Below are 26,319 nucleotides of genomic sequence, written 5' to 3'. Positions count from 1 at the left end.
TCACAGTCCCAGGGTGGCTTTGGCGATGATATTGCGCTGAATCTCGTTGCTACCGGCGTAGATCGAACCGGCGCGGTCGTTGAAGTACCGCAGCGAGGCGACCGCCTGCCAGTCCGCGCCGGTCACGAAACCGTCTGCGGGCGGGGTGAAGTCGGCGATCGGGCCGCCCGGCATGGTGGCGTGCGGCTGGTAGGCGCGGCCACGCGGGCCGGCGGCCTCCAGGGCGAGCTCGGTGAGCACCTGGCTCAGCTCGGTGCCCAGGATCTTGATGGTCGATGCGGCCGGACCCGGATCCTTGCCGCTGGAAACCAGTGCGAGCGTGCGGTATTCGAGGATCTCCAGCACATCCGCGCGCAGCCGGGCATCGGCCAGCTTGGCGGCGAAAGCCGGATCGTCGATGAGCGCACCACCGTTCGGGCCGACCTGATCCTGCGCCGCCTGCGCCAGCTCCTCCGCCATCACCTGCAGCATGGGGGAGGCCGCGCCGCCACCACGCTCGAAGTTGAGCAGGAATTTGGCGACGGTCCAGCCGTCGTCGACGCGGCCGAGCACATTGGCCTGCGGGACGCGAACCTGGTCGAAGAAGACCTGATTCTGGATCTGCTCACCGGAAGTCATGACCAGCGGCCGGATTTCGATGCCCGGGGTGCGCATGTCCATGAGCAGGAAGGTGATGCCCTGCTGCTTCTTGCCCTCCTTGGAGGTGCGGACCAGCGCGAAGATCCAGTTGGCCTCGCCGGCGTGAGTGGTCCAGATCTTGGAGCCCGTGACCAGGAAGTCCTCGCCGTCCGCGACCGCGGCCATCGACAGCGACGCCAGGTCTGAACCGGCCTCCGGCTCCGAATAACCCTGGCAGAAGAAGACTTCGCCGGTGAGGATGCGGGGCAGGAAGTAGTCCTTCTGCTCCGCGCTGCCGAACGCCATGATGGCGTGCGAGACCATGCGAATCCCCATGGGGGACAGGTTCGGAGCGCCCGCGAGGGTGCATTCGCGGCTGAAGATGTAGTGCTGGGTCAGGCTCCAATCGCAGCCGCCGTACTTCACCGGCCACGCCGGGGCTGCCCAGCCGCGCTCGTGCAGGATGGCCTGCCAGTGCATGCTGGCCTCGTGATCCGGGTACACGCTGGTCGACAAGCGCCCGGCGCGACGAAGATCGTCGGTTAACTTTTCGTCGAGGAAGCCGCGCACTTCATCACGAAATGCCAGATCGGCAGGCGACCAGTCGAGGTCCACGATGACTCCTTGTCCGAGAACTGTGACTAACGATCTCACCGCATCACCCCTGCTGGCAAATGTGCTGGCACCCGCCTTCACTTCGATCTCTTGACATTCCACAATGGAGGTTTAACCTGAGTAGTACGTTCCACAATGGAATATCCGACCACGACGTCTCGTTAGGCATCGACATGGACATCACCACCGGCACCCGCGCCTCCGACGCCGAACGCGCGACCATCGCCGACCAGCTCGGCCGCCACCTCACCGACGGCCGCCTCGACCTCGCCGAATACAACGACCGCCTGGCCCAGGTCTACGCCACCACCACCCGCGAAGACCTCCCCCTGGTCCTCGCCGACCTCCCCAAACTCGCCAAAACCGCTGCCGCCCAGCCCGTTTCCCGCACCCGCTTCCCCATCTGGCAGCAGATCGAGGGCTCAGCCTGGCTCGGCACCAGCCTCCTCTGCCTCTTCATCTGGGCCGCAATCTCGCTCACCGCAGGCGAATTCACCTACCCCTGGCCCATCTGGGTCATCGCCCCCTGGGGTGCAGTCCTCGTCTTCCGAGTCGTCATGGGCTGGGAATCCGCGGCCTGGAACCACTCCCGAACCCACTGAGCCCGGCGGCCCTACCCGGCCGCCCGCTCACACCCCCTGGAGGTGGGCCATGCCCACATACCCAGCCCTACTGACCCTGCACATCATCGTCGGCACCCTCGGCCTACTCCTAGGCCCCGCAGTCGCCCTGTCCGACACCAAAACCCGGCGCACCCCCGCCCCCTCCCACCCCACCAACCTATGGCGCTGGTACCTGAGAACCCTTGCCGCCGTCGGCCTCACCGCCACCATCATGGTCCTCTGGCACCGCCCCGACCTCTGGTGGCTCATCCCCCTCTCAGCCCTCACCTACGCCCTCGCCGACCTCGGCCGCCGAGCCAGATCCCGCCCCAACACCTGGACCCACGCCTACGTCCACGGCCTCGGCGGCTCCTATATCGCCCTCTGGACAGCGACTCTCGTCGTCGCCTTCGCCCTCCACGGCCCCCTCTACGGCCCTTCCGAACTCATCGCCTGGCTCGGCCCGACTCTGGTAGCGCTCCCTCTCCTGGAACTCTGGCGACGTAACCTGCCCGCCCCGGTCCCCGCTACCGCTGGGTGAGGTCGGCGCGGAGGGCGGCGGCGAACCAGTCGAAGGTGGGGGATAGGTCGGGGAGGGCGGGCCAGGCGTTGATGGTTGTAACCAGGTGCCAATAGCGGGTTACGCGTGGGTCGTTGGCGATGGTTAGGCGGGTGAGGATCCATTCGCGGAGGGGGCGGTCGTTCGGTTTGGTGAAGGTTTCGGAGTAGCGGGCGGTGAGGGTGTCGATGATGGGGGTGGCGGCGGGGCTGTCGGGGGCGATGCCTTCGGAGAGGGCGCGGGCGACTGCCTCGGCTACTGCTTCGGTGAGGTCGTGGTGGAGGCCGGTGTCGTCGCCTGCGGCTTTTTCTTTTTCCTGGTATTCGGCCATGTGGCGGACGGCGGTGCGGAAGTCGGTGTCCTGCACCAGTTCCACCAGGTCCATCCAGGCGGTGACCTGGTCGGGGGTGGGGTCGTCGGGGAGTTCCGGCATGCTCGAGCGGAGCAGTTCGACGACGGCGGGGTTGCCGTCGAAGGCGCCGAAAGTATTGTCGACGAAGTCGTGAATGATGCGGTCGCGCTCGGTTTCGGTCAGCTGCACCAGTTTGTTCATGAATCCCATCTCCTTTTCGTCTGATTCCCGTTTGGCTACCGCTCGCAAGACCGCTCGGCGCAGGCGCAGGACCCGGATCTGGATGTCCATCGCCTCGGCGTGGGCGGTCGCGACCTCGGTCAGGGAGGTCTCGCGGGCCAGGACGCGGCGCACGGTCGCCAGGTCCACGCCCAGGTCGCGCAGGGTGCGGACCAGTTCGAGCCGCGCCACGGCTTCGACGTCGTAGAGCCGATAGCCGGCGGCACTGTGCATGGTCGCCGGAACGATCCCCTTGTCGTCATAGAACCGAATCGTCTTGACCGTCAGTCCGGTTCGGTGAGCCAGGGCCCCGATGGTGAGGAGCGTGTCGTCGTCCATGGCTCTACCTTGCAGCTTCCCCTTGGGGGAGACTCAAGCCCCGGGTTGAAACGCCAGCTGAACGAGGGGCACCGCTTCTATGGAGGTGCCGATGGCGGCCTCGATGACGCCGCTCAGTTGGCGGTAGGCGGCGGGATGGGCTCGCTTGTATTCGGCCAGTACCGGTTTCGCCTCGTCGGGGGTGAGAGTGCGGGCGGTGGCGGGGGCTCGGTAGTGCAAGCCGATGGTGATGCGGCAGGCCGGAGAGGCGAGCAGGTTGCGATACCACTGGGATCGGGTGCCGAAGCCGGAGGCGATGATGACCGTGTGGGCGTCCGGCCGGGCCACGGTTTCCAGGACCACGTAGCGGGGCTCGCCGGATTTTCGGCCCCGATGTTCGAGCATGAGCATGCGGCGGCCGAAGAGGAAGCCGAGGCGGGCTCGGAACAATCCGATCGGAGCTCGGACGAACCAGCGGGTCTGTAAGAGTCGTGCACCTACTCCTGACGCGGTCACTTCTTCACCATAGGTCGCTTGCGTGTCCTGATCTGGGACTCGGTGTTCCGGCATACTCGGGGCAATCGCGGGGGAGCGGGTAGGGTGGGCCGCTGTGCATCTGAAGAGTCTGACGCTGAAGGGGTTCAAGTCCTTCGCGTCCGCGACGACGTTGCGATTCGAACCGGGGATCACCTGTGTGGTGGGGCCCAACGGGTCGGGGAAGTCGAATGTCGTCGACGCGCTCACCTGGGTGATGGGTGAGCAGGGCGCGAAGGCGCTGCGGGGCGGGAAGATGGAAGATGTCATCTTCGCCGGGACCACGGGCCGCGCGCCGCTCGGTCGTGCCGAGGTCACCCTGACCATTGACAACTCGGATGGCGTGCTGCCCATCGAATACTCGGAAGTGTCGATCACGCGACGGATGTTCCGCGACGGCGCGGGCGAATACGAGATCAATGGAAACGCCTGCCGATTGATGGATGTGCAGGAATTGCTCAGCGACTCCGGTATCGGGCGCGAGATGCACGTCATCGTCGGGCAGGGGCGGCTCTCGGCGATTCTGGAATCTCGGCCGGAGGATCGGCGGGCCTTCATCGAAGAGGCCGCCGGCGTGCTCAAGCATCGCCGCCGCAAGGAGAAGGCGGTCCGCAAGCTCGACGCCATGCAGTCGAATATGGCGCGGCTCACCGACCTCACCACCGAATTGCGCAGGCAGTTGAAGCCGTTGGGGCGGCAGGCCGAGGTCGCCCGTCGCGCCGCGACCGTCCAGTCCGAACTGCGGGATTCCCGATTGCGCCTGGCCGCCGACGATCTGGTGTCGCGCCGCCGCGAACTCGAGAGCCAGCAGTCCAAAGAGGCGTACGCGCGCGAGCAGCACGTCACCGTGCAGACCGAGATGGATGCCGCGAATGCCGCACTCGCGCAGCAGGAATTCGAGCTCTCCAAGCTGACGCCCAGCGCCGAGGCCGCCGCCCAGACCTGGTTCCAGCTCTCCGCACTCACCGAACGCGTCAACGCCACCATCCGCATCGCCCGCGACCGCGCCCGAAATCTCACCATCGAGCAGCCCACCGGCGAGGGCCGCGACCCCGACCAGCTGGAACGCGAAGCGGACCGGGTCGAGGGCGAAGAAGCCGAACTGCGCGAAGCGGTCGAAATGGCCACCGAGACCTTGGAAGCCGCGCGCGAACAACTCTACGAACGCGAACAGGCCGCCAAGGCCGCCGAACAGGCCCACCTCGCCGCCGTGCGCGCCATCGCCGACCGCCGCGAGGGCCTGGCCCGGCTCTCCGGCCAGGTCGACACCCTGCGCAGCCGCGCCCAATCCGTGGACGGCGAGATCGCGCGCATGTCCGCCGGCATCGTCGAGGCCCGCCGCCGCGGTGAGGAAGCCAACGCCGAATTCGAGGCCGTGCAGAGCGAACTCGACGAACTCGACGCGGGCGAGGAAGGCCTCGACCACTCCTACGAGCACGCCGCCCAGGCCCTGGCCCTGGCCGACCAGCGCGTCACCGAACTGCGCGACAAGGACCGCGAGGCAGGCAAACGCGTCGCCTCCCTCACCGCCCGCATCGAAGCCCTCACCATGGGCCTGCGCCGCAAGGACGGCGCGGCCTGGCTGCTCGAACACCGCACCGACGGCCTGCTCGGCCCGCTGTCCGGATTGATCCGCGTGCAAGGCGGATTCGAGGCCGCCGTCGCCGCCGCCCTCGGCCCGCTCGCCGACGCGGTCGCCGCCGACACCGGCCCCTCGGCCCACGCCGCGGTCCGCGCGCTGAAGGAAGCCGACGGCGGCCGCGCGGCACTCGTCTTCGCCGACGCGCCTTCGGGCAACGCCTCCGGCACGTGGGGTAGCGCCGCTGGCACCTCTACTGGTGCACCCGCAGGCTCTGGCAATGCATTCGGAACCTCCGGTGATGCACCCGGAGCCACCGGCAATGCACTGGGAGCTTTCGGTGGCACGCGAGGAGCCTTCGGCAGTGGGCCCGAGGCCCTCGGCGCGGGTGAACTGGTCTCCGACATAGCCGGTTCCGGAGCCGGTGTGAAACCTGCTGCGGAACAAGCAGATTCGCGACTACCGGGTAGTGCCCGCTGGCTGGCCGAAGTCGTCGAATGCCCGGCGAACTTGCGGGCCGCGATTGCCGCGCTCACCGCCGGTGTCGCCGTCGCGGACGATCTCGCCACCGCCGCCCGCGTCATCGCCGAACGTCCCGAACTGCGCGTGGTCACCCGCGAGGGCGATCTCACCGGCAGCGGCTGGGTGCTCGGCGGCTCCGACCGCGCCCCCAGCCAGCTCGAGGTGCAGGCCGACATCGATTCCGCCAAGGACGAATTGGTGTCCTGGCAGCGGCAGGCCGAGGAACTCGAGGCCGCCCTGTCCGGTGCGCTCGCCGAGCAGACCGACCGTAAAGACGCCGTCGACCACGCCCTGCTCGCCCTGCACGAATCCGATCAGGCCCTGGTCGCCATCTACGACCGCCTGGGCCGCCTGGGCCACTCCGCCCGCACCGCGCAACGCGAATGCGACCGCCTGCTCGCCCAACGCGCCGACACCGAAACCGGCCGCGAGGACACGCTTTCCAAGCTCGCCGAACTCGAAGATCGGCTGCGCAATGCCGAAAACGAGCAGGACGGCATGGATCCGGAGGCCGCGGGTACCGAGACCGCCGGATACGCCCGCGAGGAGGCTGCCGCTGCCCTGGCCGAATCGCGCTCCATGGAGGTCGAGGCCCGCCTGGCCGTCCGTACCGCCGAGGAACGCGCGGAATCTGTTCGCGGCAAAGCGGATTCGCTGCGTCGCGCCGCCCGCGCCGAACGCGACAACCGTGCCCGCGCCGAACGCGCGCACGCCGCGCGCCGTCAGGCCGCCGCCGTGGCCGCCGTTGTCGCCGAATCCGCCGAGAAGGTGGCGGGCGAACTGGAGAAGGTGGTCGCGCAAGCCTCCGCCCGCCGGGACGAATTGGTGCGCCGCCGTAGCGAATTCGCGGCACAGGTGGAACAGACCAAGGAACGCGCCCGCGCCCTCAACACCCAGCTGACCCAGCTCACCGACGCCGTGCACCGCGACGAGGTGGCCCGCGCGCAGGCCGCGCTGCGCATCGAACAGGTCGAGACGACCATCTCCGAACAGTTCGGCCTCAGCCTCGACGACCTCATCGCCGAATACGGCCCGGACAACCCGATGCCGCCCACCGCGCTGGAGATGATGGAGTACGAGGCGGCCCGCGACCGCGGTGAATCCGTCAGCGAACCCCAGCCCATGCCGTACGACCGCCCCACCCAGGAGCGCCGCGCCAAGCGCGCCGAGAAGGACCTCGTCACCCTCGGCAAGGTGAATCCCCTTGCGCTCGAGGAGTTCGCGGCGCTCGAGGAGCGCTACACCTTCCTCAACACCCAGCTCGAGGACGTCAAGAAGGCCCGCCAGGACCTGATGGACGTGGTCGCGGAGGTGGACGAGCGCATCCTGCAGGTCTTCACCGAAGCCTACGAAGACGTGGAACGCGAATTCGAGGGCGTGTTCTCGCGACTGTTCCCCGGCGGCGAGGGGCGACTGCTGCTCACCGATCCCGCCAATATGCTCACCACCGGCGTCGAGGTCGAGGCCCGCCCGCCGGGCAAGAAGGTCAAGCGCCTGTCGCTGCTCTCCGGTGGCGAGAAGTCCCTGGCCGCAGTCGCTTTCCTGGTGTCGATCTTCCGGGCCCGGCCGTCCCCGTTCTATGTCATGGACGAGGTCGAGGCCGCGCTGGACGACACCAACCTGCGCCGGCTCATCGGCCTGTTCGAGCAGCTGCGGGAGAAGAGCCAGCTGATCGTCATCACCCACCAGAAGCCGACCATGGAGGTCGCCGACGCGCTCTACGGCGTCAGCATGCGCGGCGACGGCATCACCCAGGTGATCTCGCAGCGATTGCGCGGCGAGAACCTGGTCGGGGCGACACCCTGAACGACTGGCCACGGCCGGTCCCGGTGAGCGGGAATTCTGGTGCACGCCAATGTGAAACGCCTGCGGGTCGTATGGGGTAGGCGCTAGCGTCCCGCCCCATGAGACGCTCCATCGCTTTACTGGCCGCCGGTATCGCCGTCGGACTCGCCGCACCCCTGCCGCTCGCCCTGGCCGATTCCGGATCATCGGGATCGGCCTCGGGCACCGGATCCCTGTCCGGATCCGGCGGCAGCAATGCCAACCTGCCGCCCTACAGCCAGTGGATCAGCGACGTCACCACGGTGGCCAATGCCGCCCAGACCTACCTGACCACCGCGCTGCCCGGTGCCACCAAGCCCGCCATCGTGTTCGACGTCGACAACACGGTGCTGGAGACGACCTACCATCCGGGACCGATCACCCCGGCCATCCCGCCCATGCTGAAACTGGCCCAGTGGGCGAAAAGCCAAGGCGCGTCCCTCATCTTCGTGACCGGGCGGCCCGCGCTGCTCGGCTTCTACACCCAGATCAACCTCAGCTCCGTCGGTTACACCGTCGACGGGCTCTACGGCGGCGGCCTCACCACCGGCTCCGGCGGCGCGGCCGCCCTCGCCGACTACAAGACCGCCACCCGCGCCACCATCGAGGGCCAGGGCTACACCATCGTCGCCAATATCGGCAACAGTGCCTCCGACCTGTCCGGCGGCCACGCCGAACAGACCTTCAAACTGCCGGACTACAACGGCGCACTGCCCTGATCGGGCGTGACGTGCGGAGGCTCAACGGGTCTCCGCACGGTCCCCGTCACTCCTGGGCCGACAGCGCTTTCAGCCGCGCCGCACCGGATTCCGCCAGCCAATCCTCCAAAGTCCGCAGTCCGGGGTGGATTTCGCGGAGCGCGGGAATGTCGGCATGCCAGCCCTGCCCCTGCCGCCCCAGCCGCCAGGCCGCCACCACCTCCGGCCCCATGGCCTCGGCCTCCGATTCCAGGGCCTCCACGTAGCGCACCGGCTGACCGATAGCGCCGCCGACCACCGCCGCGGCCTCGGGCATGGTCCGAGCGTCACCGGCCAATTCCAAGATCTCCCCGTGGAACCGCGCCGGATCGTCGAACGCCAGCTGCGCGAAGACACCGATATCGTCGACGGCGATGGACTGGATCGGCCGGTCGGCCGGGAACAACTGCCGGTGCACGCCATCGGAGATGCCGTCGATCGGGAACCCTCGCATGAGGTAGTTCTCCATGAACCGGACCGGCCGCAGAATGGTCCAGTGCAGGCCACTCTCGCGCAGTGCCGCCTCCACCCGCCGCTTGCCCTGCGCACCCCACTGCCCGTCCGCGGTGAAGGACGCGACGCTCGCGAACACGATGAACTCGACCCCGGCCGCGCGTGCCGCGTCGATGAACCGGACGCCGCGCTCGACCTCGAGGTCGACATCCCAGCCGTTGGGGCCGAAGGTCGCGGGCGGCACCAGGAAGGCCGAGCCCGCACCCGCCAGCGCCGCGGCGACACTATCGGCATCATCGAAATCGCCGACGGCCAATTCCGCGCCCGCCGCCGCGAGCTCCTGTGCGGCAGGCGATTGTGGATCGCGCACCAGCGCGCGCACCCGTCTGCCGACGGTCAGCAGCCGACGCGCGGTCGCACCACCCTGCTTGCCGGTCGCGCCGGTAACCAGGATCAGATCATCACGAGAAGACTCATCGCGAGAAGACATTGTCGCCCGTTCGTTCGGTAGTATTCGGGTCGGTCGACCCGAATACGAACGCTAGAAGCGCCCGTTTCCGTTGGCCACCACCGGAAAGGATCCGCGTAACGAAATGTCCGCGCCCACTCTTTCTCGCACCGCACCTGTTCCGGATGACCGTGCCGCCGCGAACAGCCGGGCCGACGCGCGCCGCAATCGTGCGCTGGTGCTCGCGGCCGCGCAGCGCGCGCTCGCCGAGGGCGGGGTCGCGGTGTCGCTCGCCGAGGTGGCGCGGCGCGCGGGTGTCGGCGCGGGCACCGTATATCGGCATTTCCCGACGAAAACCGCGCTGCTGGAAGCGGTTATGCAGCAGCGCATCGATCGGCTCACCGGTCTGGCGCACCGACTGCGGGATGCTCCCGACGCGGGTGCCGCGTTCTTCTCCTTCTGCACCGAGGTGATCGTCTCCAGCCACCGCAACCAGGCCATGTGCGACATGGTCAGCGGTGACGGCTGGCCCCGCGAACTGGTGCGGGACGCGGGCGCACGCTTCCATGCCGCCCTCGACGACCTGCTCACCGCGGCACAGCGTCAGGGTGCGATCCGTTCCGATCTGCTGCTGTCCGACGTGCTGGCCCTGTTCACCGGATGCGTTGCCATCCAACGCCTCAGCCCCGGTCAGGAACTGTCGCGCCCGGCCGCGCTGGTGCTGGATTCGATGCGCGCCCGCCCCGCGGCGACCCCCGTAACGAAACGCCGAAACCCATCCGCCCGCCGTGACGAAACCTCGGCGCGTAACGAAACCCTGATACCACTCTGCCCCATCTGCACCGCCCCGATTCACGCCACCGGCACCGGCCGCCCAGCCCGCTACTGCTCGCCCGCCTGCCGTCAGAAGGCTCACCGCCGCCGTCACCAAGGGGTGAGATCCGGCCGGGAGTGAAACCCGTTGGGGCGCTTCGTGACCTGGGTGTGTCCGAAACGGTGCGAAGGTGTGACGAGACGGCCGGGAAGGCGAAAAACGCTGGTAGAGGCCCATATACGGTGTCTTTGTTACCACCCGCAAACCGGCAGTGGGGAAGTACGCTCCCTGCGTGGTTTGGGTGTCGGCCGCGGCGTTCGGTGTCGCATGGTGGCTCGGTTTGTATCTGCTGGCGCGGGATCCGCGAAAGCCGTTGTTACGCAGGGCGGCCGTCGGATTGCTGGTCTATGCGGCCGCGGTGGTGATCGATCGGCTGGCCGGGAGCAGTCCCTGGTTCGACGGGGTGCGGATCGTGCTGGTGTGCGCCCCGGTGCTGGCCTTCAGCGGAGTTTTCGTGCGGCTGTTGCCCGCCCGCGCGGTCGAACGCGTGGACCGGGTGTGGCGGGTCGGACTGATACCACTGTGCGCGCTGCTGGCCATGCCCGCGGCGGGCGGCTTCCTGCCCGCCGGGTATCTGCTGGGCGCGCTCACCCTGCTCGCGCTGCTGGGCACCATGCTGGGCATGCTCGGCCAGCATGCCGAATGGTCGGAGGATTCGCGTCGCTCGGCGGCCGGACTGCTCACCGTCGGCGCGCTGCTGCTCGGGCTGAGCGCGGCCCTGATCCTGTTGGGCCTCAATGTGCTTCCGCGCACCGCCATGCTCTCGGTGCTGGCCGCTGACCTGGTGGTGCTGGGCCTGGGCATCGCGGTGGTCGACGCCTACGACGAGGGGGAAGCCCTGCGCGCGGGCATGATCCACTCGCTGGTGATCTCGGCCGCCACCGCCGCCGTGTTCGGCGGGCAGGCCGCGCTGGCGCTCGCCCTGGCGGGGGAGCGCCCCGCCCTGGTGTCGTTGTTGTTCGGCGCCATCGCCGCCGCCATCACGCTGCAGGTGCTCAACTCTCCGCTGCAGGCCGGCGCGGACCGGCTGGCCTTCGCGTCGGACCCGCACCTGTTCGCCGCCCGGGTCGAAATGCGCAGCGCGACCGAGGCTCTGCTGCGCAAGGGCGGGGCCCTGCTGCGTAAAGGCGGGGAGTAGCTGCGCCAGGGCGGCGGGCGGTAGTCGGCCGGTGGGCGGCCTAGAGCAGGTCGCTCACATCGTCGGGGACGTCGACGGCGTATTTGCGCAGGGTGTCCATCGGGACGACTTCCAGCGCGTTCTCGTGGGTCGCGGCCAAGATCACCGGTGCGGCCACCCCGTCTTCATGGGCATGCAGCCAGCGCACGGCCACCACGCACCATCTGTCACCCGGTTGCAGGCCGGGGAAGTTGTTCTCCGGCCGTGGGGTGACGAGGTCGTTGCCGATCGACTTCTGGTGCTCCAGAAACTCCGCGGTCACCACCGTGCAGACGGTGTGGCTACCCAAGTCTTCGGGACCGGTGCTGCAGCATCCGTCCCGGTAGAAGCCGGTGAGAGGATCGGTGCCACACTCCTCCAGCGGTCCCCCAAGCACATTTCGATCGGTCACAGGGCCGATCCTATTGTCTCGGTGTCGCATTCGCCGCTCCTTCCGCACTGTGGCACGTAGTCGAGCAGACCAGTCGGTAGTTGTTGGGATCTCCAAGCCCCACCCCGGCGTGTCGACGCTTGCACGGCATAGCTGTGTGATAGACGACACTGCCCCTCAACGCGTCGGTAGGTGTGTGAAACCGGCAATACAGGTGCCTCTGAAAGGATGGGGCCGTGACGACTGCAGAAGTTTGGATTCTCATCGCGGCGATCGCCGCGGTGCTGCTCGTGGCGCTGGTGGCCGGATACGGCCTCAACAAGCGCCGCCGGATCTCGCTGACCCCGGAGACCACCGAAACCAAGGAGGTCACCGACCGGTCGGGCGGATATCAGGCCTCGAGCGGATTCAGCTTCAGCCAGGGCAGCGCGGCGGAGAAGGAAAAGGTTCCGGCCACGCCGAAGCTGCCCGAGCGCACCGACGACGAAGGGCAGCCGCACATCGGCGACGACGCCGCCGTCCCGCGCGACGCGCCCAAGCGCACCATCACCAATGTCCGCCTGCCCGACCCGGTCCAGGGCCCCGAGTTGGCCCCGGACACCGAGACCGCCGAGTCCGTCACACCTGCCGAAGCATCCGACGCGCCCGAATCGGCGACCGCTGCTCAGGCCGCCGAGCAGGCTGCCGACGAAACCGGCTCTGCCGCTCCGACTGCCGACGATGCCGATGCGCAGGCGCGGGCCGAAGCGGTCGAGGCCGCCGGTGAGGCCGGTGAGGCCGCCGCCGGTCAGGGCGCGGGAGAGGTTGCCGAGCAGCCAGTCTCGGAGGAGGCCGCCGCGGAGGAGGCCGCCGAAGCCGCTGTCGCCGCCGCGGAGGTCGCGGCCGCTGCCGAGGCCGCGGTTACCGCTCGTGCCGGTGCGCCCGCCGCAGCTGGCGAAACCGCCGCGCCCGCCGCGGCTTCCGCTCCCGACCTCGCCGATATCGAGCCCACCGCGGGCCGCCTGACCCGCCTGCGCGGTCGCCTGTCCCGCTCGCAGACCGCCGTCGGCAAGTCGCTGCTCGGCCTGCTGGGCGGCGGCGACCTGGACGAGGATTCCTGGGAGGAGATCGAGGACACCCTCGTCATGGCCGACCTCGGCACCGCCAGCACCGCGGTCATCGTGGAGCGGCTACGCGAGGAAATGGCCACCCGCACCGTGCGCACCGCCGCCGAGGCGCGCGCGGTGCTGCGCGATGTCCTCATCGAGGCGCTGCGGCCGGAACTGGATCGCTCGATCCGCGCCCTGCCGCACGCCGATCACCCCTCGATCCTGCTGGTCGTGGGCGTGAACGGCACCGGAAAGACCACCACCACCGGCAAATTGGCGCGGGTGCTGGTCGCCGACGGCCGCCGGGTACTGCTGGGCGCGGCCGACACCTTCCGTGCCGCCGCCGCCGATCAGCTGCAGACCTGGGGTGAGCGGGTCGGCGCGGAGACCGTGCGCGGCAAGGAGGGCGCGGATCCCGCGGCCGTCGCCTTCGACGCGGTGGCCGCCGGTATCGACCGGGGCGTGGATGTCGTGCTCATCGACACCGCCGGCCGCCTGCACACCAAGACCGGCCTGATGGACGAGCTGGGCAAGGTGAAGCGCGTCGTCGAGAAGAAGGCGGCGGTGGACGAGGTCATCTTGGTGCTGGACTCGACGGTCGGCCAGAACGGTCTGATGCAGGCCCGGGTGTTCGCGGATGTCGTGGATATCACGGGTGTCGCGCTGACCAAGCTGGACGGAACTGCCAAGGGCGGCATCGTGTTTCAGGTCCAGCACGAGCTCGGCGTACCAGTCAAACTGGTCGGTTTGGGTGAGGGTGCGGATGATCTTGCCCCCTTCGAACCCGGTGCCTTCGTCGACGCACTACTCGGATAACACCACCTGAACTGCATCGATACCGAAATCAACATCAACCTCACAATGTCGTCGTAACAGTGGCGCGGTTTCGGAAACGTGACCGCAACACTGCAATCTCATCCGTTCACCTACGCGAAACGCCGCAGGATCACGGCTGAAACACCGACTGACGAATCTCATTGCAGGCTTATTCGCAGGTTGCTGCGGGGCTGATGATGAGGAGGACAAAAAGGTGGCGTACCCACTCGTTGATGTGCCGAACACCGGCGACACGGCATGGATGCTCGCGAGCTCGGCATTGGTGCTGTTGATGACCCCTGGGCTCGCGTTCTTCTACGGCGGCATGGTCCGTGGCAAGAACGTGCTGAACATGATCATGATGTCCATCAGTGCGATGGGCATCGTCGGCGTCCTATGGGCGATCTTCGGATTCTCGACGGCGTTCGGCAATGACAAGTTCGGACTGATCGGCAATCCGACCCAGTTCTTCGGGCTCAAGGGCCTGATCGGAGCGGACGCCAAGGCGGCGACCTCCACCGCGGCAGCGCAAGGCATCCCGCTGGCGGGTAACACCGGCATCCCGATGACCGTGTTCGTCGCCTTCCAGCTGATGTTCGCGATCATCACCGTCGCCCTGATCTCGGGCGCGGTCGCCGATCGTCTGAAGTTCGGCGCCTGGGCGCTGTTCGCCGCGATCTGGGCCACCGTCGTCTACTTCCCGGTCGCGCACTGGGTCTTCGACTTCAACGCCACCGACTCGAACGGCAACATCATCCACGCGGGTGGCTGGATCGCCAACAAGCTCAAGGTGATCGACTTCGCGGGTGGTACCGCCGTCCACATCAACGCCGGTGCTGCCGGTCTGGCGCTCTGCCTCGTCCTCGGCAAGCGCAAGGGCTGGCCCAAGACCCCCATGCGTCCGCACAACCTGCCCTTCGTCATGCTCGGCGCCGGTCTGCTGTGGTTCGGCTGGTTCGGCTTCAACGCCGGTTCGGCGCTGTCCTCCAACGGCACCGCGGGTTCCACCTTCCTGACCACCACCTTCGCCACCTGCACCGCCATGCTCGGCTGGCTGCTCGTCGAGAAGATCCGTGACGGCCACGCCACCTCGCTGGGTGCCGCCTCGGGCATCGTGGCCGGCCTGGTCGCCATCACCCCGTCCTGTTCCTCGGTGAACGTGCTCGGCGCGCTGGCCATCGGCCTGGTCGCCGGTGTGGCCTGCGCCCTCGCGGTGGGCCTGAAGTTCAAGTTCGGCTTCGACGACTCGCTCGACGTCGTCGGCGTCCACCTCGTCGGCGGCATCATCGGCACCCTGATGGTCGGCCTGGTCGCCGCCCCCGAGGCCCCGGCCGCGGTCAAGGGTCTCTTCTACGGCGGTGGCTTCGACCAGCTGTGGCGTCAGGCCGTCGGTGCCGGTGTGGTTCTTGCGTTCTCGTTCACCGTCACGCTGATTCTCGCCTTCGCCATCAAGTTCACGATCGGCCTCCGCGCTACGGAGGAAGAGGAGTTCGTGGGCATGGACGAGTCTGATCATGCCGAGACGGCATACGATTTCGCTGCTGTGGGTGGTGCGGCGCGCACCGCCGCCGTCAAGGAGGCATGACGAAAATGAAACTGATCACTGCGATCGTTAAGCCGTTCACCCTGGAGGACGTGAAGACCGGCCTGGAGCAGGCGGGCGTGCTGGGCATGACCGTCAGCGAAGTGCAGGGCTACGGCCGCCAGAAGGGCCACACCGAGGTTTACCGCGGTGCCGAGTACTCGGTCGACTTCGTCCCGAAGGTTCGGGTCGAGGTGGTCGTGGACGACGCCTCCGTCGACAAGGTCGTCGAGGTCATCGTGGAAGCCGCCCGCACCGGCAAGATCGGTGACGGCAAGGTCTGGGTGACCCCGGTCGACGCGATCATCCGGGTGCGCACCGGTGAGCGCGGAGCCGACGCTCTGTAATCACAGGCAGATCCAGAGGCGGCCCCGGCCTCCGTCGGTGTCCAACGACCGGCGGAGGCGGGGCCGCCCCCATGTGGGGCGACGAACTGAATCGAGATGGGTGGTGGGACGTGGGTTTTCAACAAGCACGCGACGAGAAGGCCGGGGCCGACAAGGCTTCCAACGGCGCTTCGGATCTGGTGAGAGCCCGCGACCAATTGCTCGCCGAGCACAACGCCAACGGCCGCGCCACGCGGCTGGACGCAGAAGCTTTGCGGGAGGCCTTGGTTGACCTGTTCGATCTGTGGTTGACCACCAAGGGGCACGAGGTCGGTATCACCGCCGACAGCGGGCTCGCCATCGTCGCGGTGGGCGGACTGGGCCGCCGGGAGATGCTGCCCTACTCCGACCTGGATCTGGTGCTGCTCTACGACGACATCGACCCCAAGCGGGTCGCCGAGGTCGCCGATCAGCTCTGGTATCCGCTGTGGGACGCCCACATCAAGCTCGATCACAGTGTGCGCACCGTCCCGCAGGCGTTGCGCGTCGCCTCCGACGATCTGACCGCGGCCCTCGGCATGCTCGAGGCCCGGCACATCGTCGGCGACGAAGGGCTCAGCAGCCTGCTCATCACCGGCGTCCGACGGGACTGGCGTGCCGGCGTCCGGTCCCGTTTCGACGCCCTGCTCGAGCAGGCCCAAACCCGCTGGCGCCGAAGCGGAGACGTCGCCCACCGCGCCGAACCCGACCTCAAGAACGGCCGCGGCGGACTGCGTGACATCCAGTTGCTGGACGCCCTCGCCATCGCACAACTGACCGACGCCATGCCGGGGCTCGGTCCGGAAGTGCCCGGCGGCGGGCTGAAACAGGCGCATCGCCGCCTGCTGGATGTGCGCACCGAACTGCATCGGGTGGCGGGCCGGGCCCGCGACCAGTTGCGGGCGCAGGACGCGGACGAGATCGGGGCCGCCCTGCGCATCGGGGACCGCTTCGATCTGGCCCGCACGCTCAGCGACGCGGCCCGCACCGTCAGCTATTCCACCGACGTCGGACTGCGCACCGCCGGGAACGCGCTGCCGCGGCGCGGCCTGGCGCGACTGCGCCGGGTCCCGGTGCGTCGACCACTCGATGAGGGGGTGGTCGAGCATTCCGGCGAGGTGGTGCTGGCACGGGACGCGCGTCCGCAGCGCGATCCCGGGCTGGTGTTGCGGGTGGCCTCGGCATCGGCGCTGACCGGGCTGCCGATGTCGGCCACCACGCTCAACCGGCTCGGTGAGGACGCGCCCGAGCTACGCGAGCCGTGGCCCAAGGAGGCGCTCAACGACCTGCTGGTGTTGTTGGGTGCGGGCCGCGGCACAGTGGACGCCATCGAGGCATTGGACCGGACCGGCCTGTGGGGCAGGCTGTTTCCGGAATGGGGAGTCGTGCGCGACCTGCCGCCGCGCGACGCCATGCACACCTGGACCGTCGACCGTCACCTGATGGAGGCGGTCGCCCAGGCCGGGGCGCTGTCCACCCGCGTCGCCCGCCCGGACCTGCTGCTGCTGGGTGCGCTGCTGCACGATATCGGCAAGGGCCGCACCGAGGATCACAGCGTGGTGGGCGCGGAACTGGCCGCCTCCATCGGAAAACGATTGGGGCTCTGGCCTTCCGACGTCGCGACGCTCGCGGCCATGGTGCGGTGGCACCTGCTGCTACCCGACACCGCCACCCGGCGCGACATCACCGACTCCGACACCGTGAAGATGGTGATCGACGCCCTCGACGGCGACCCCAACCTGCTCGATCTGCTGGCCGCACTGTCCGAAGCCGACGCCCTGGCCACCGGGCCTGGCGTCTGGAACGACTGGAAGGCCTCGCTCATCGGCGAACTGGTGCGCAACTGCCGTCGCGCCATGGCGGGCGAGGAACTGCCCGAGCCGGTGCCGATCCCGGACGAGTTACGCGCGCGGGCGGAAGCCGGTGGCGTGCACGTGGATCTGAAGCCGGGGGAGGGCCGCTACCACCACATCGTCACCGTGGTCGCACCCGACAATCCGGGACTGCTCTCGGATGCGGCGGGCGTACTGGCGGTGCATTCGCTGCGCGTGCTGTCGGCCGAGCTGGCCAGTGTCGGCGCCGCGGCCATCGACACCTTCGTCGTGGCACCGCGTTTCGGTGATCCGCCGGATCCGGGTCTGCTGCGTCAGGAGCTGATCCGGGCCATCAACGGGGATCTGGATCTGGGTTCGGTGCTGGCCCGCAAGGAGCGTGACGCGGGGGGTACCCAGCCGAGTCCGTTCGCGCAGGCGCAGCCGCGGGTGTTCTGGCACGAGACCGCCGAGCCGGGCCGGGTGCTGCTGGAACTGCGTGCCGAGGACCGGATTGGTCTGCTGAGCCGCTTGGCGGCGGCGCTGGCCGAATCGGGGGTGAATGTGAGCTGGGCGAAGGTGGTGACCATGGGTTCGGCGGTCATCGACTCGTTCTTCCTGGATCTCGGGGCCAGCGACACGCCGGAGCGGCGGGCGGAGATCGAGGCGGCGCTGCTGGCGGTGGTGCCGCCGCAACAACCGAAGAAACCTCTCGAATCGGACAGCTGAATCGGTTCTTCCAGCCATTTTCTGATCGGTCGCCAGGGGACTGGATTAGCTGGCAAACCGCGCGTTTGCCAGTTAATCAGAATGTTGCAGGCAATTTGCTGTAATACCGATCAGGTGACCGGAGTCACACCCTAGTATTCGCGTGCAGGTGTCGAGCTGTCGCGAGCGAGGGGAGCAGGTCGGTGGCAATCGAAGTCGTTTCCGCCTCGATGATGACGAGTGATCTGACCTCCCACATCGCGCGCTGCGTCGGCGGCGACCGCTGGGTGGTCTCCTGGCTCCCGGGCCGCACCCTCACCGGTCAGCAGGCGGTGACCGCCATGACCATCGCCGCCACCGTCACCGAGCACACCCCCACCGACGCCGAATGGGCGATGCTCGACGGGCTCGCCCTCGAACTGGGCCTCACCGCCCGGGAAGCCGTCGGCATGGTCGCCACCGAGAAGCACGACCTGCGGCGTCCGGGGCCACGGCCACGCTCGCTCGAATAGCCCACTACGCTGGTATCTCGAGTGACAGTCCCTCGAGATGTAGGAGCATCGGTGTTCGAATCCCTTTCCGACCGGTTGGCCGGTGCCCTCAAGGATCTGCGTGGCAAGGGACGTCTGTCGCCGGCCGACATCGACGCGACCGCGCGCGAGATCCGCCTGGCCCTGCTCGAGGCCGACGTGGCGCTGCCCGTCGTGCGCACCTTCATCGCCAAGATCAAGGAACGCGCCAAGGGCGCTGAGGTTTCCGCGGCGCTGAACCCGGCCCAGCAGGTCGTGAAGATCGTCAACGAGGAACTCATCAATATCCTCGGCGGCGAGACCCGGCGGCTGCGGCTGGCCAAGAACCCGCCGACCGTCATCATGCTGGCCGGTCTGCAGGGTGCCGGTAAGACCACCCTCGCGGGCAAGCTCGCCAAATACCTGAAGGGCCAGGGGCATACGCCGCTGCTGGTCGCCTGTGACCTCCAGCGCCCCGGCGCGGTCACCCAGCTGCAGGTCGTCGGTGAGCGGGCCGGAGTGCCGGTCTACGCACCGCACCCGGGCACCTCCATCGGCGGCGGTGACAACCCGCTCGGCGTGTCCGCGTCCGATCCGATCGACGTGGCGCGCAACGGTATCGAAGAGGCCAAGACCAAGCAGTACGACGTGGTCATCGTCGACACCGCCGGCCGCCTCGGCATCGACGAGGAACTCATGCGGCAGGCCGCGGGCATCCGCGACGCCGTCAACCCCGACGAGACCCTGTTCGTCCTCGACGCCATGATCGGCCAGGACGCGGTCTCCACCGCGCAGGCCTTCCGCGACGGCGTCGGCTTCACCGGCGTCGTGCTCACCAAGCTCGACGGCGACGCCCGCGGTGGTGCCGCCCTGTCGGTGCGTGAAATCACCGGCCAGCCCATCCTTTTCGCCTCCACCGGTGAGAAGCTCGAAGACTTCGACGTCTTCCACCCCGACCGCATGGCCTCGCGCATCCTCGGCATGGGCGACCTGCTCACCCTGATCGAGCAGGCCGAACAGGTCTACGACGCACAGCAGGCCGAAGAGGCCGCCCGCAAGATCGGCTCCGGCGAGCTGACCCTCGAGGACTTCCTCGAGCAGATGCTGGCCATCCGCAAGATGGGTCCCATCGGCAACCTGCTCGGCATGCTGCCCGGCGCGGGCCAGATGAAGGACGTCCTCGCCCAGGTCGACGACAAGCAGCTCGACCGGGTGCAGGCCATCATCCGCGGCATGACCCCCGCCGAGCGCGCGAACCCGAAGATCATCAACGCTTCTCGCCGCCTGCGCATCGCCGCCGGCTCCGGCGTCCAGGTCTCCGACGTCAACCAGCTCGTCGACCGCTTCTTCGAAGCCAAGAAGATGATGGGCGCCATGTCCCGCCAGTTCGGCCTCCCCGGCGCCCGCGCCAACAAGGGCAAGGGCAAAGGCAAGAAGGGCAAGAAGGGCGGCCGCGGCCCCACCCCGCCGAAGGCCGCACGCGGCGGCTTCCCGGGCATGCCCGGCTTCCCCGGCGGCCTCCCCGCCGGCATGCCCGACATCTCCAACCTCCCCGCCGGCCTCAACGAACTCCCGCCGGGCCTGGAAGGTTTCGACCTCAGCAAGCTGAACTTCCCGAAGAACTGAGCTGAATTCGTCGGAGGCGGACGCGAACTCGCGTCCGCCTCCGACGTTTTCGGGTTCAGCGCCCGGTCATCCGCTGCCACCAGCCCCGATTGCCCTTCCCCGTGGGTTGCGGCGGGGCCGGGGCGGGCGGAATCCGGCTCGCCAGGTGGGCGGGGACCCGGGCACCGGCAGCGATCAGAGCCTCCGCGATCTCGGGTACGCGCCCGGTGAGCGCGTTCGCCACCGGTGTGGCATCGCGCTCCGAGCAATGGGCGGTGTGCACCCCGGGCGGTTCCGACCCGATATCGGGATTCGTTCCGAGCGCGAGCTGTTCGAGCACCGCGGCGAGATCGCCCTCCTGCGCGGCCCGGATCAGGCATGCCTCGGAGGAGGCGACGGGTTCGGCCCGGAAGCCGAGCGGATATTCGTGCTCGACCTGCTGGGCGAAGTCGTACCAATCGCCGCCGTAGCTGAGGACGGCCGGAAAGTCCGGCCAGCTCTGATCCTCGTCGCCTTCGCGCACGGGCGGCTTACCGGGATGCCGAAAGTAGTTCCAATGGTGGAATTTGTCCCAGGCATACAGCAATTGGCCGTTCCGGAACGGTGCCCACGGCAGCAATGCCCAGACCTCCGGGGCGAGCACTTCCCGCAACCGCAGGAACTGGTAGTACTCGTTGTCCCACACATAGAGATTGATCGGACTCATCCCGCCCGTCTCACCCAGCGCGACGATTTCTCCGCCGTATGCGATAGCCACGGTATCCGGAGCCTCGTATCCCCTGGTGTGATGGCCGTGACGGCCGTCCTCCGCACTGGGAAAGGTGATCCGCCGCCAGCCGTCGAAAAGCCATTCCCCGTCCTCCGGGTCCTGCGACACCTCACCCACCAACGTGCGTCCCCATTCGGCCGGGAACTCCTCATCGACTCTCACCGGCCGATGCTAACGACAGCCCTCGCCGACCATTTCGGCCCCATCACATTCGTGGTGGGGCCGAAGTGTGTCGTCAGAACAGTGGCGGGAAGAAACCCGGCCAGAAGGGCCTGAACATCTCGCGAATTCGAACGAAATCGAAGGGAAAACCGATCGAGCTGCCCATTGTCCTGTCCTTTCCGTGCTGTCGAAATCGTCAGAGAAGACGATCAACCCAGGCTAGGCAGGGAATCGGCGGGCGGTATGGGTCGCTGGATCAGTCGCCGACCGCTGTGTGGGTGGCGGCTCGAACTGTCTTCTTGGTCAGACGGATCCGGCTATCCTGTGCCGGGCATTGCAGGCGTCGGCGGGCGTTCCGGCTCGTCGAGGATCGACGGGGATTCGGAGTGATTATGGATGCATCCGCTGTGCTGACGCTGGACCGGATCCGACGGGATCTGCGGGAATTCGCTCGTCTCGCCGAGGCCCCCTACGATCCGGCGGCGGTGGATCCGGCGCTCGAGGCGTTGACGGAGCTGTGGACCACATCCGTCCTGGGGGTGCGCACCACCACTCATCCGGTGCCGCAGCGACGGGTGAACGTGCGGTTGATGAACTCCGGTGTCGGCGTCGACCCGGTCACCATGTTGCGCGAGGCCGGGTTGCTCGAGTTCATCGGCCATCCGATGGAACAGCTGCTCACCGGCATCCCCGCCGCCGTGCCCGTCCTCTTCGGTGTCGATGTGGGGGTCGCGCACGGCGTCGAGAAAATCTGGATGATGTTTCCCGGAATGATCGCTGTGGATCGCGTTCTCGGATTCACCGGGATCCCGGAATCCGCCCGCGCGCATGCCGCGCACCTGAACCGCTACGGCAGCGACATCGCGATCATGGCACTGGATTTCGCGAGTCGCACCATGAACCTCTACTCCCGGGTCTTCGCCCCCGGCCTGATCACCGCCGCCGATATCACCACGATCCTGGCCGAACTCGACTTCGTCGCGGCCACCGACGGCGAGTTGGCGTTGCTGGGCAACACATTCAACGTGTACCGCACGTTCTCCTGGACGTCACCGCACATGCAGCGCATCTGCTTCCCGGTCCGCCACCAGGCCACGACCTTCCCCAAACACGTCGATCCTGTCCTCGACCGCTTCGTCTCCGGCGCCCCCTATGCGGGCAGCGGGCCCCGCGGCTTCACGTTCTACACCGCCTACGGCCCCGACGACCGCTATTACAAGGTCCAGGCCGAATACACCTCAACCCAGAACGTCGTCTTCCCCGCCGGCGCCATCCCCCGAATCACCTAGCGCCTCGAGCAGTTGCCGCGCATCGCCATTGGTGACCGGTGGTCTCGACCAGGTCATGAGCCGAAGGATAGGGCTCGGCAGACGGAGGTGGCCAGGCGGTCGATGAATTCGGCGTCGGCGGGTTCACGGGTCAGCATGGCGCGGAAGTGGATTGGGGCGATGAGCAGTTCCAGGGCCAGGCGGGCGTCCGCGTCGGGGGCGAGCTCGCCGCGGGTGGCGGCTCGGGTGAGGATCGGGGCGGTGGCGCGGAAACGGGTGGACCAGAAGGCGTTTCGCGCCGCACCGCTGGCGTCGGTGTCGGTGTTGTAGGCGAGCGCGCGGGCCAGGCCCTGGCCGAGGGGGGTGGCCAGGTAGGCGGCGAGTTCCGTAGCGAGAGCGGTGAAGTCGCCGTGTAGGGTGCCGGTGTCGGGGGTGGGTAGCAGGCGCTCGCTGTAGGCGAGTAATGCGTCCAGGACGAGGTTTTCGCGGGTGCCCCAGCGGCGGTAGATGGAGCTGTCGCGGACTCCGGCGCGGCGGCTGATGTCGGGGATGCCGACGTGGTCGACGCCGTGTTCGGCGATCGCGTCGAGGACGGCCGCATGGACGGTCTCGCGGACGCGGGTCGAGCGCCCGCCCGGTCGGCGCTGCGGGCCATCGGCCGGTGCGGTCGCTGGGTCTTGCGCGGTCATTCCGAAATCTTAAAGCAGAACTCCTTGCTTTTGGTGCCGCGCTGTCCCTACCTTGTTAATGCAGATGTTTCTGCGATATCGACGTAGCTGGATGGAAGGCACTCTGATGACGTCGCTGCCGATGCTCGCCAAGCGGATCCTGGTCAGCGCTTGCGCGCTCACCCACACCACCGAGCGGGCGGCCCGGGTGCTCGGGACCGCCGCGTTCCTGCCCGCGCTGTTCGCCGATCGGTTCACGCATCTGGGCGGGATGCCGGAGGCGGAGTTCCGGGCGCAGCTGGCGGGATGCCGGTCCTTCGAGGACGAGCGATGGGCCGGGTATTGGCGGGATTTCGCGCTGCCGCATCGCGAACGCGCCGATGCCGCCTTGGCGCGACTGGGCGGGCCGTCGACGGGGGAGTTGCTCGATCCGGCCGGTGCGGTCGACGTCGAGGGGCTCGGCAAGCTGCTGGCTCCGGCGGTGACGATCCTGGCCGATCGTGGGCCGGTCGCGAATCCCGATGCGGTGCAGCGGTTCTGCGCCGAGCATCCGGATGCCGCCGACGCCGCGAACGCGCTGGACGGTCTGATCAAGGTGCTGGTGTACGAGTTCGTGGCCGCCTGGCCGGGGTGGAGTCCGCGGCGGCTGGAAGCCTACGAGCGGTCGCATCGGCTGACCGAAATCCTGCTCACTGCACTGGCTTCCGCGATGGAGGTGACTGTCGAATCGATGCGGATCCCGTTCGGGGACGGGGACGCGGTGCGCGGGTTCCTCATTCTTCCGCAGGGAGTCGAGACTGTACCGCTCGTGCTCGTCACCAATGGCCTGGAGGGCTCACTGGCGGAGGCGACCTTGCCGCTGCTGGCGCATCGTCATGCGGGCCTGGGGCTTTTCGTCATGGAGATGCCCGGCACGTACTCCTACCGGGAACCGTTGTCCCCGGCGGCCGAGCGGGTCTATTCGACGGTGCTCGACGTCCTGTCCGCCGATCCGCGGGTGGACGCCGACCGAATCGGCATGCTGGGCTTCAGTTTCGGCGCGTACTGGACCACCCGCATGGCCGCGGTCGAGAAGCGGTTGCGGGTGGCGGTCGCCAATGGCGCTCCGGCGCACCGCTCCTTCGGTCCGGGCGGCTCACTGGGCGTCCCGGAGGTGATCGTGTCCACCCTGCGACACGCCACCGGCGCGACCGGCACCACCGACCTGATGCGGCGGCTGCGCGGTATGTCGCTGCGCGACCATTACCGCCGCATCGAGATTCCGATACTCGTGATCAACGGCGCGAACGACACCCTGATCAGCACTCAGGATTCCATCGATATCGCCGTCGGAGCCCCCGACGCGCAACTGGTCCTGTACGCCGACGACGATCACTGCGCCATGGGTCACGCCGTGCAATGGTCGGAATTGTCGGTACGGTTCCTGCGTGAGCATCTGCTTCCCGCCGGCACACCGGAGCCGCTGACCCGATGAGCGACGCGACCCCGCTGCCGCGCCTGCGCCGCACCCTCGACCTCGGTGCGCGCCGCATCGTCCGCCACCTCGACACCGGCGACGGCTGGCAGGCCGTCACCGAATCCGAGAGCGGCACAGCCGATTTCGTGCCCTCCGCGTTCACCGACGAATTCGAGCTGGCCCGCTGGGAGCGTCTGGGCCTGCCCGACGGCGCGACGGTGCTGCCGGTCAGCCCGATCGCATTCCGCGAGTACATGCTCTTCGAGCAGCACGCCGTCGACGCGGCGCGCGGCATGGCCCGGCGGTTCCTGCCCGCCGGTTACCGGATCGGGCGGGCCTTCGAGGCGATCACCCGCCGGACCTTCCCGCCGTATCGCCCGCACCGGCTCTGGTACGCCCAGCCGATCTACTACCTGTCCAACCCGCTGACCCTGGTGCCGTCGGGCGTCGAGATCACCCCGCCCGCCTACAGCAACGCCCTGGATTTCGAACTGGAACTCGGTGTGGTGCTGGGCGCCCCGCTGCGGGACGCGACCGAGGCCGATGCGCTGGCCGCGATCGCGGCGGTCGTGGTGATCAACGACTTCTCCGCCCGCGACGTCCAATTGCCGGAGATGCGTTCGGGTTTCGGCCCGCAGAAGTCGAAGCACTTCGCCGGTTCGATGTCGGCGACCGCTGTCGCCGGATCCGCGGTGGCCGATCGGCTCGACCGGCTCACCGCCTCGGTATCGATCAACGGCGAAACCCTGTCGCGCACCGGCACTTCGGGCATGCGCTTCTCGGTGGCCGAGGCGATCGTGCACGCCTCACGCTCCGAGCAGCTGTACCCGGGCGAGCTGGTCGCCACCGGCACCCTGCCCGGTGGCAGCGGCATGGAGCTTGGCCGCTGGTTGGCCCCCGGCGACGACCTGCGCCTGGAGATCGACGGCATCGGCGTCATCGAACATCGAATCGGCAAGTGAGGGAGGACAAGTGAAGATCGAGCAGGTGTCGGAGTCCGTCTACGTGGTGGCGGGCACGAACGTCAACTGGGCGCTGGTCAGCGACGAGCGCGGGGTGACCGTGGTCGATGCCGGCTATCCCGCCGATACCCCGTCGGTCCTGAAATCGGTGACCGAGATCGGCCGCGATCTCGCGGATGTCGCGGCGGTGGTGGTGACGCACGCCCACCTCGACCACATCGGCGCGATTCCCGCCCTGGTCGAGCAGCTGCGCGTCCCGGTCTATACCGGCGCGGAGGAGGTCCGCCACGCCAAACGCGAGTATCTGCAACAGATTACGCCGGTGCAGATGGTGCAGCGGTTGGGGACGCGGCGCGGGATCGTGTGGGTGGGGCAGACGTTGCGGGCCTGTGCCGGGCACATCGGGATGAGCGTGCCTTCGGCCGCGCCGCTCGATGCGGACACACTGGCCGCGCTCCCCGGCGGGTTGGTCGAGGTGCCGACGCCGGGGCATACCAATGGCCACACCGCGTATCTCATGCCGTCGGAGGGGGTGCTGTTCTCCGGGGATGCGCTGGTGACCGGGCATCCGCTGCTGCGGGAGACCGGATTGCAGTTGCTGCCGGGGTTTTTCAATCACGACGAGGCTGGAACGCTCGCCAGTGCGCGCGGGCTCGGCACCCTGGGTGCGGAGATTCTCGTCCCCGGGCACGGGCAGCCGATCCGTCGGGACCTGTCGGATCGGCTCGGCGAATTCGGCAGCTGATCGC

General features: G+C 68.2%; 23 protein-coding genes. 16 read left to right on the top strand and 7 right to left on the bottom strand.

All coding sequences use genetic code 11. The annotated features are described in order from the left end of the window. Positions 1-1,233, bottom strand: coding sequence for an acyl-CoA dehydrogenase family protein (locus ACFXHA_RS36615; RefSeq protein WP_379364460.1), 1,233 nt, complete (start codon positions 1,231-1,233; stop codon positions 1-3). A 173-nt stretch (positions 1,234-1,406) separates the two neighbouring features. Between ACFXHA_RS36615 and ACFXHA_RS36610 the strand changes: the two genes are divergently transcribed. Together ACFXHA_RS36610 and ACFXHA_RS36605 are read left to right on the top strand one after the other, a co-directional pair. Next, on the top strand, positions 1,407-1,835 hold the full coding sequence (locus ACFXHA_RS36610; protein WP_379364458.1) for a DUF1707 domain-containing protein: 429 nt from the start codon (positions 1,407-1,409) through the stop codon (positions 1,833-1,835). Between the two features lie 49 nt (positions 1,836-1,884). Continuing rightward, positions 1,885-2,376 (top strand): hypothetical protein, encoded by a 492-nt coding sequence (locus ACFXHA_RS36605; RefSeq protein ID WP_379364456.1) that lies wholly within the window; start codon positions 1,885-1,887, stop codon positions 2,374-2,376. On the opposite strand, the gene ACFXHA_RS36600 is transcribed toward ACFXHA_RS36605, so the two are convergent. Both ACFXHA_RS36600 and ACFXHA_RS36595 read right to left on the bottom strand, forming a co-directional pair. Further along, positions 2,363-3,304: a MerR family transcriptional regulator gene (locus ACFXHA_RS36600; protein WP_379364455.1), complete on the bottom strand. Its 942-nt coding sequence runs from the start codon at positions 3,302-3,304 to the stop codon at positions 2,363-2,365. The genes ACFXHA_RS36605 and ACFXHA_RS36600 overlap by 14 nt on opposite strands. 33 nt (positions 3,305-3,337) lie before the next feature. Then, positions 3,338-3,799 carry a nitroreductase family deazaflavin-dependent oxidoreductase gene (locus ACFXHA_RS36595; RefSeq protein ID WP_379364453.1) on the bottom strand — a complete coding sequence of 154 codons (462 nt, stop codon included), beginning with the start codon at positions 3,797-3,799 and terminating at the stop codon, positions 3,338-3,340. A gap of 94 nt (positions 3,800-3,893) precedes the next feature. On the opposite strand from ACFXHA_RS36595, the gene ACFXHA_RS36590 reads away from it, so the two are divergent. Beyond that, entirely contained in the window at positions 3,894-7,724 is a 3,831-nt protein-coding gene (locus ACFXHA_RS36590) for an AAA family ATPase (RefSeq protein ID WP_379364451.1), read from the top strand. 98 nt (positions 7,725-7,822) lie between these two features. Continuing rightward, a complete protein-coding gene (locus ACFXHA_RS36585) occupies positions 7,823-8,461 on the top strand; it encodes an HAD family acid phosphatase (RefSeq protein WP_379364449.1) in 639 nt (212 codons plus the stop codon). Between the two features lie 46 nt (positions 8,462-8,507). On the opposite strand, the gene ACFXHA_RS36580 is transcribed toward ACFXHA_RS36585, so the two are convergent. Then, on the bottom strand, positions 8,508-9,422 hold the full coding sequence (locus ACFXHA_RS36580) for an NmrA family NAD(P)-binding protein (RefSeq protein WP_379364448.1): 915 nt from the start codon (positions 9,420-9,422) through the stop codon (positions 8,508-8,510). A 103-nt stretch (positions 9,423-9,525) separates the two neighbouring features. Between ACFXHA_RS36580 and ACFXHA_RS36575 the strand changes: the two genes are divergently transcribed. Next, entirely contained in the window at positions 9,526-10,335 is an 810-nt protein-coding gene (locus ACFXHA_RS36575) for a TetR/AcrR family transcriptional regulator (RefSeq protein ID WP_379364446.1), read from the top strand. Between the two features lie 151 nt (positions 10,336-10,486). Continuing rightward, on the top strand, positions 10,487-11,392 hold the full coding sequence (locus ACFXHA_RS36570; protein ID WP_379364444.1) for a hypothetical protein: 906 nt from the start codon (positions 10,487-10,489) through the stop codon (positions 11,390-11,392). A 40-nt stretch (positions 11,393-11,432) separates the two neighbouring features. Here the strand turns inward: ACFXHA_RS36570 and ACFXHA_RS36565 are convergent, their stop codons facing one another. Continuing rightward, positions 11,433-11,822: a DUF2237 family protein gene (locus ACFXHA_RS36565; protein WP_379364442.1), complete on the bottom strand. Its 390-nt coding sequence runs from the start codon at positions 11,820-11,822 to the stop codon at positions 11,433-11,435. Between the two features lie 215 nt (positions 11,823-12,037). Between ACFXHA_RS36565 and ftsY the strand changes: the two genes are divergently transcribed. The 6 genes from ftsY to ffh all read left to right on the top strand — a co-directional run bounded on the left by ftsY (position 12,038) and on the right by ffh (position 20,306). Next, the gene (gene ftsY / locus ACFXHA_RS36560; protein ID WP_379364440.1) at positions 12,038-13,705 is read left to right on the top strand and encodes a signal recognition particle-docking protein FtsY; all 1,668 of its coding nucleotides are present in this window, start codon (positions 12,038-12,040) and stop codon (positions 13,703-13,705) included. A 262-nt stretch (positions 13,706-13,967) separates the two neighbouring features. Further along, positions 13,968-15,290 (top strand): ammonium transporter, encoded by a 1,323-nt coding sequence (locus ACFXHA_RS36555; RefSeq protein ID WP_379364823.1) that lies wholly within the window; start codon positions 13,968-13,970, stop codon positions 15,288-15,290. Positions 15,291-15,295: 5 nt separating this feature from the next. Then, positions 15,296-15,634, top strand: coding sequence for a P-II family nitrogen regulator (locus ACFXHA_RS36550; RefSeq protein WP_326309191.1), 339 nt, complete (start codon positions 15,296-15,298; stop codon positions 15,632-15,634). Positions 15,635-15,744: 110 nt separating this feature from the next. Beyond that, positions 15,745-18,192, top strand: coding sequence for a [protein-PII] uridylyltransferase (locus ACFXHA_RS36545; RefSeq protein ID WP_379364438.1), 2,448 nt, complete (start codon positions 15,745-15,747; stop codon positions 18,190-18,192). Between the two features lie 182 nt (positions 18,193-18,374). Next, the gene (locus tag ACFXHA_RS36540; RefSeq protein ID WP_379364436.1) at positions 18,375-18,683 is read left to right on the top strand and encodes a hypothetical protein; all 309 of its coding nucleotides are present in this window, start codon (positions 18,375-18,377) and stop codon (positions 18,681-18,683) included. Positions 18,684-18,734: 51 nt separating this feature from the next. Then, positions 18,735-20,306 (top strand): signal recognition particle protein, encoded by a 1,572-nt coding sequence (gene ffh / locus ACFXHA_RS36535; protein WP_379364435.1) that lies wholly within the window; start codon positions 18,735-18,737, stop codon positions 20,304-20,306. Between the two features lie 55 nt (positions 20,307-20,361). Here the strand turns inward: ffh and ACFXHA_RS36530 are convergent, their stop codons facing one another. Further along, the gene (locus ACFXHA_RS36530; RefSeq protein ID WP_379364433.1) at positions 20,362-21,216 is read right to left on the bottom strand and encodes a hypothetical protein; all 855 of its coding nucleotides are present in this window, start codon (positions 21,214-21,216) and stop codon (positions 20,362-20,364) included. Between the two features lie 392 nt (positions 21,217-21,608). Here ACFXHA_RS36530 and ACFXHA_RS36525 point away from each other — a divergent pair, with 392 nt between their 5' ends. Then, a complete protein-coding gene (locus ACFXHA_RS36525; protein ID WP_379364431.1) occupies positions 21,609-22,505 on the top strand; it encodes an aromatic prenyltransferase in 897 nt (298 codons plus the stop codon). A 53-nt stretch (positions 22,506-22,558) separates the two neighbouring features. Here ACFXHA_RS36525 and ACFXHA_RS36520 read toward each other — a convergent pair whose 3' ends face one another. After that, a complete protein-coding gene (locus ACFXHA_RS36520) occupies positions 22,559-23,173 on the bottom strand; it encodes a TetR/AcrR family transcriptional regulator (RefSeq protein WP_379364429.1) in 615 nt (204 codons plus the stop codon). Positions 23,174-23,279: 106 nt separating this feature from the next. On the opposite strand from ACFXHA_RS36520, the gene ACFXHA_RS36515 reads away from it, so the two are divergent. Genes ACFXHA_RS36515 through ACFXHA_RS36505 form a run of 3 tightly spaced genes read left to right on the top strand, consistent with a single transcriptional unit; the run spans position 23,280 to position 26,315 of the window. After that, positions 23,280-24,626 (top strand): alpha/beta hydrolase family protein, encoded by a 1,347-nt coding sequence (locus tag ACFXHA_RS36515; protein ID WP_379364427.1) that lies wholly within the window; start codon positions 23,280-23,282, stop codon positions 24,624-24,626. After that, positions 24,623-25,570, top strand: a complete 948-nt coding sequence (locus ACFXHA_RS36510) for a fumarylacetoacetate hydrolase family protein (RefSeq protein ID WP_379364425.1) — start codon at positions 24,623-24,625, stop codon at positions 25,568-25,570. Before ACFXHA_RS36515 ends, ACFXHA_RS36510 begins: the two co-directional genes overlap by 4 nt. A 10-nt stretch (positions 25,571-25,580) precedes the next feature. Beyond that, positions 25,581-26,315: an MBL fold metallo-hydrolase gene (locus ACFXHA_RS36505; protein WP_379364423.1), complete on the top strand. Its 735-nt coding sequence runs from the start codon at positions 25,581-25,583 to the stop codon at positions 26,313-26,315. The last annotated feature ends 4 nt before the right edge of the window (positions 26,316-26,319 follow it).

The organism is Nocardia sp. NPDC059240 (assembly GCF_042753865.1).
Lineage (GTDB): Bacteria > Actinomycetota > Actinomycetes > Mycobacteriales > Mycobacteriaceae > Nocardia.
Note: the sequence above shows the minus strand (reverse complement) of the source record. Positions and strands in the feature narration are given on the sequence as shown.

What these genes read in the sequence shown, in the direction of transcription:
- ACFXHA_RS36610 (WP_379364458.1), top strand. Translation starts at nt 1,407, where the DNA reads ATGGACATCACCACCGGCACCCGCGCCTCCGACGCCGAACGCGCGACC.
- ACFXHA_RS36605 (WP_379364456.1), top strand. Translation starts at nt 1,885, where the DNA reads ATGCCCACATACCCAGCCCTACTGACCCTGCACATCATCGTCGGCACC.
- ACFXHA_RS36600 (WP_379364455.1), bottom strand. Translation starts at nt 3,304, where the DNA reads ATGGACGACGACACGCTCCTCACCATCGGGGCCCTGGCTCACCGAACC.
- ACFXHA_RS36585 (WP_379364449.1), top strand. Translation starts at nt 7,823, where the DNA reads ATGAGACGCTCCATCGCTTTACTGGCCGCCGGTATCGCCGTCGGACTC.
- ACFXHA_RS36580 (WP_379364448.1), bottom strand. Translation starts at nt 9,422, where the DNA reads ATGTCTTCTCGCGATGAGTCTTCTCGTGATGATCTGATCCTGGTTACC.
- ACFXHA_RS36575 (WP_379364446.1), top strand. Translation starts at nt 9,526, where the DNA reads ATGTCCGCGCCCACTCTTTCTCGCACCGCACCTGTTCCGGATGACCGT.
- ACFXHA_RS36555 (WP_379364823.1), top strand. Translation starts at nt 13,968, where the DNA reads ATGCTCGCGAGCTCGGCATTGGTGCTGTTGATGACCCCTGGGCTCGCG.
- ACFXHA_RS36550 (WP_326309191.1), top strand. Translation starts at nt 15,296, where the DNA reads ATGAAACTGATCACTGCGATCGTTAAGCCGTTCACCCTGGAGGACGTG.
- ACFXHA_RS36525 (WP_379364431.1), top strand. Translation starts at nt 21,609, where the DNA reads ATGGATGCATCCGCTGTGCTGACGCTGGACCGGATCCGACGGGATCTG.
- ACFXHA_RS36520 (WP_379364429.1), bottom strand. Translation starts at nt 23,173, where the DNA reads ATGACCGCGCAAGACCCAGCGACCGCACCGGCCGATGGCCCGCAGCGC.
- ACFXHA_RS36515 (WP_379364427.1), top strand. Translation starts at nt 23,280, where the DNA reads ATGACGTCGCTGCCGATGCTCGCCAAGCGGATCCTGGTCAGCGCTTGC.
- ACFXHA_RS36510 (WP_379364425.1), top strand. Translation starts at nt 24,623, where the DNA reads ATGAGCGACGCGACCCCGCTGCCGCGCCTGCGCCGCACCCTCGACCTC.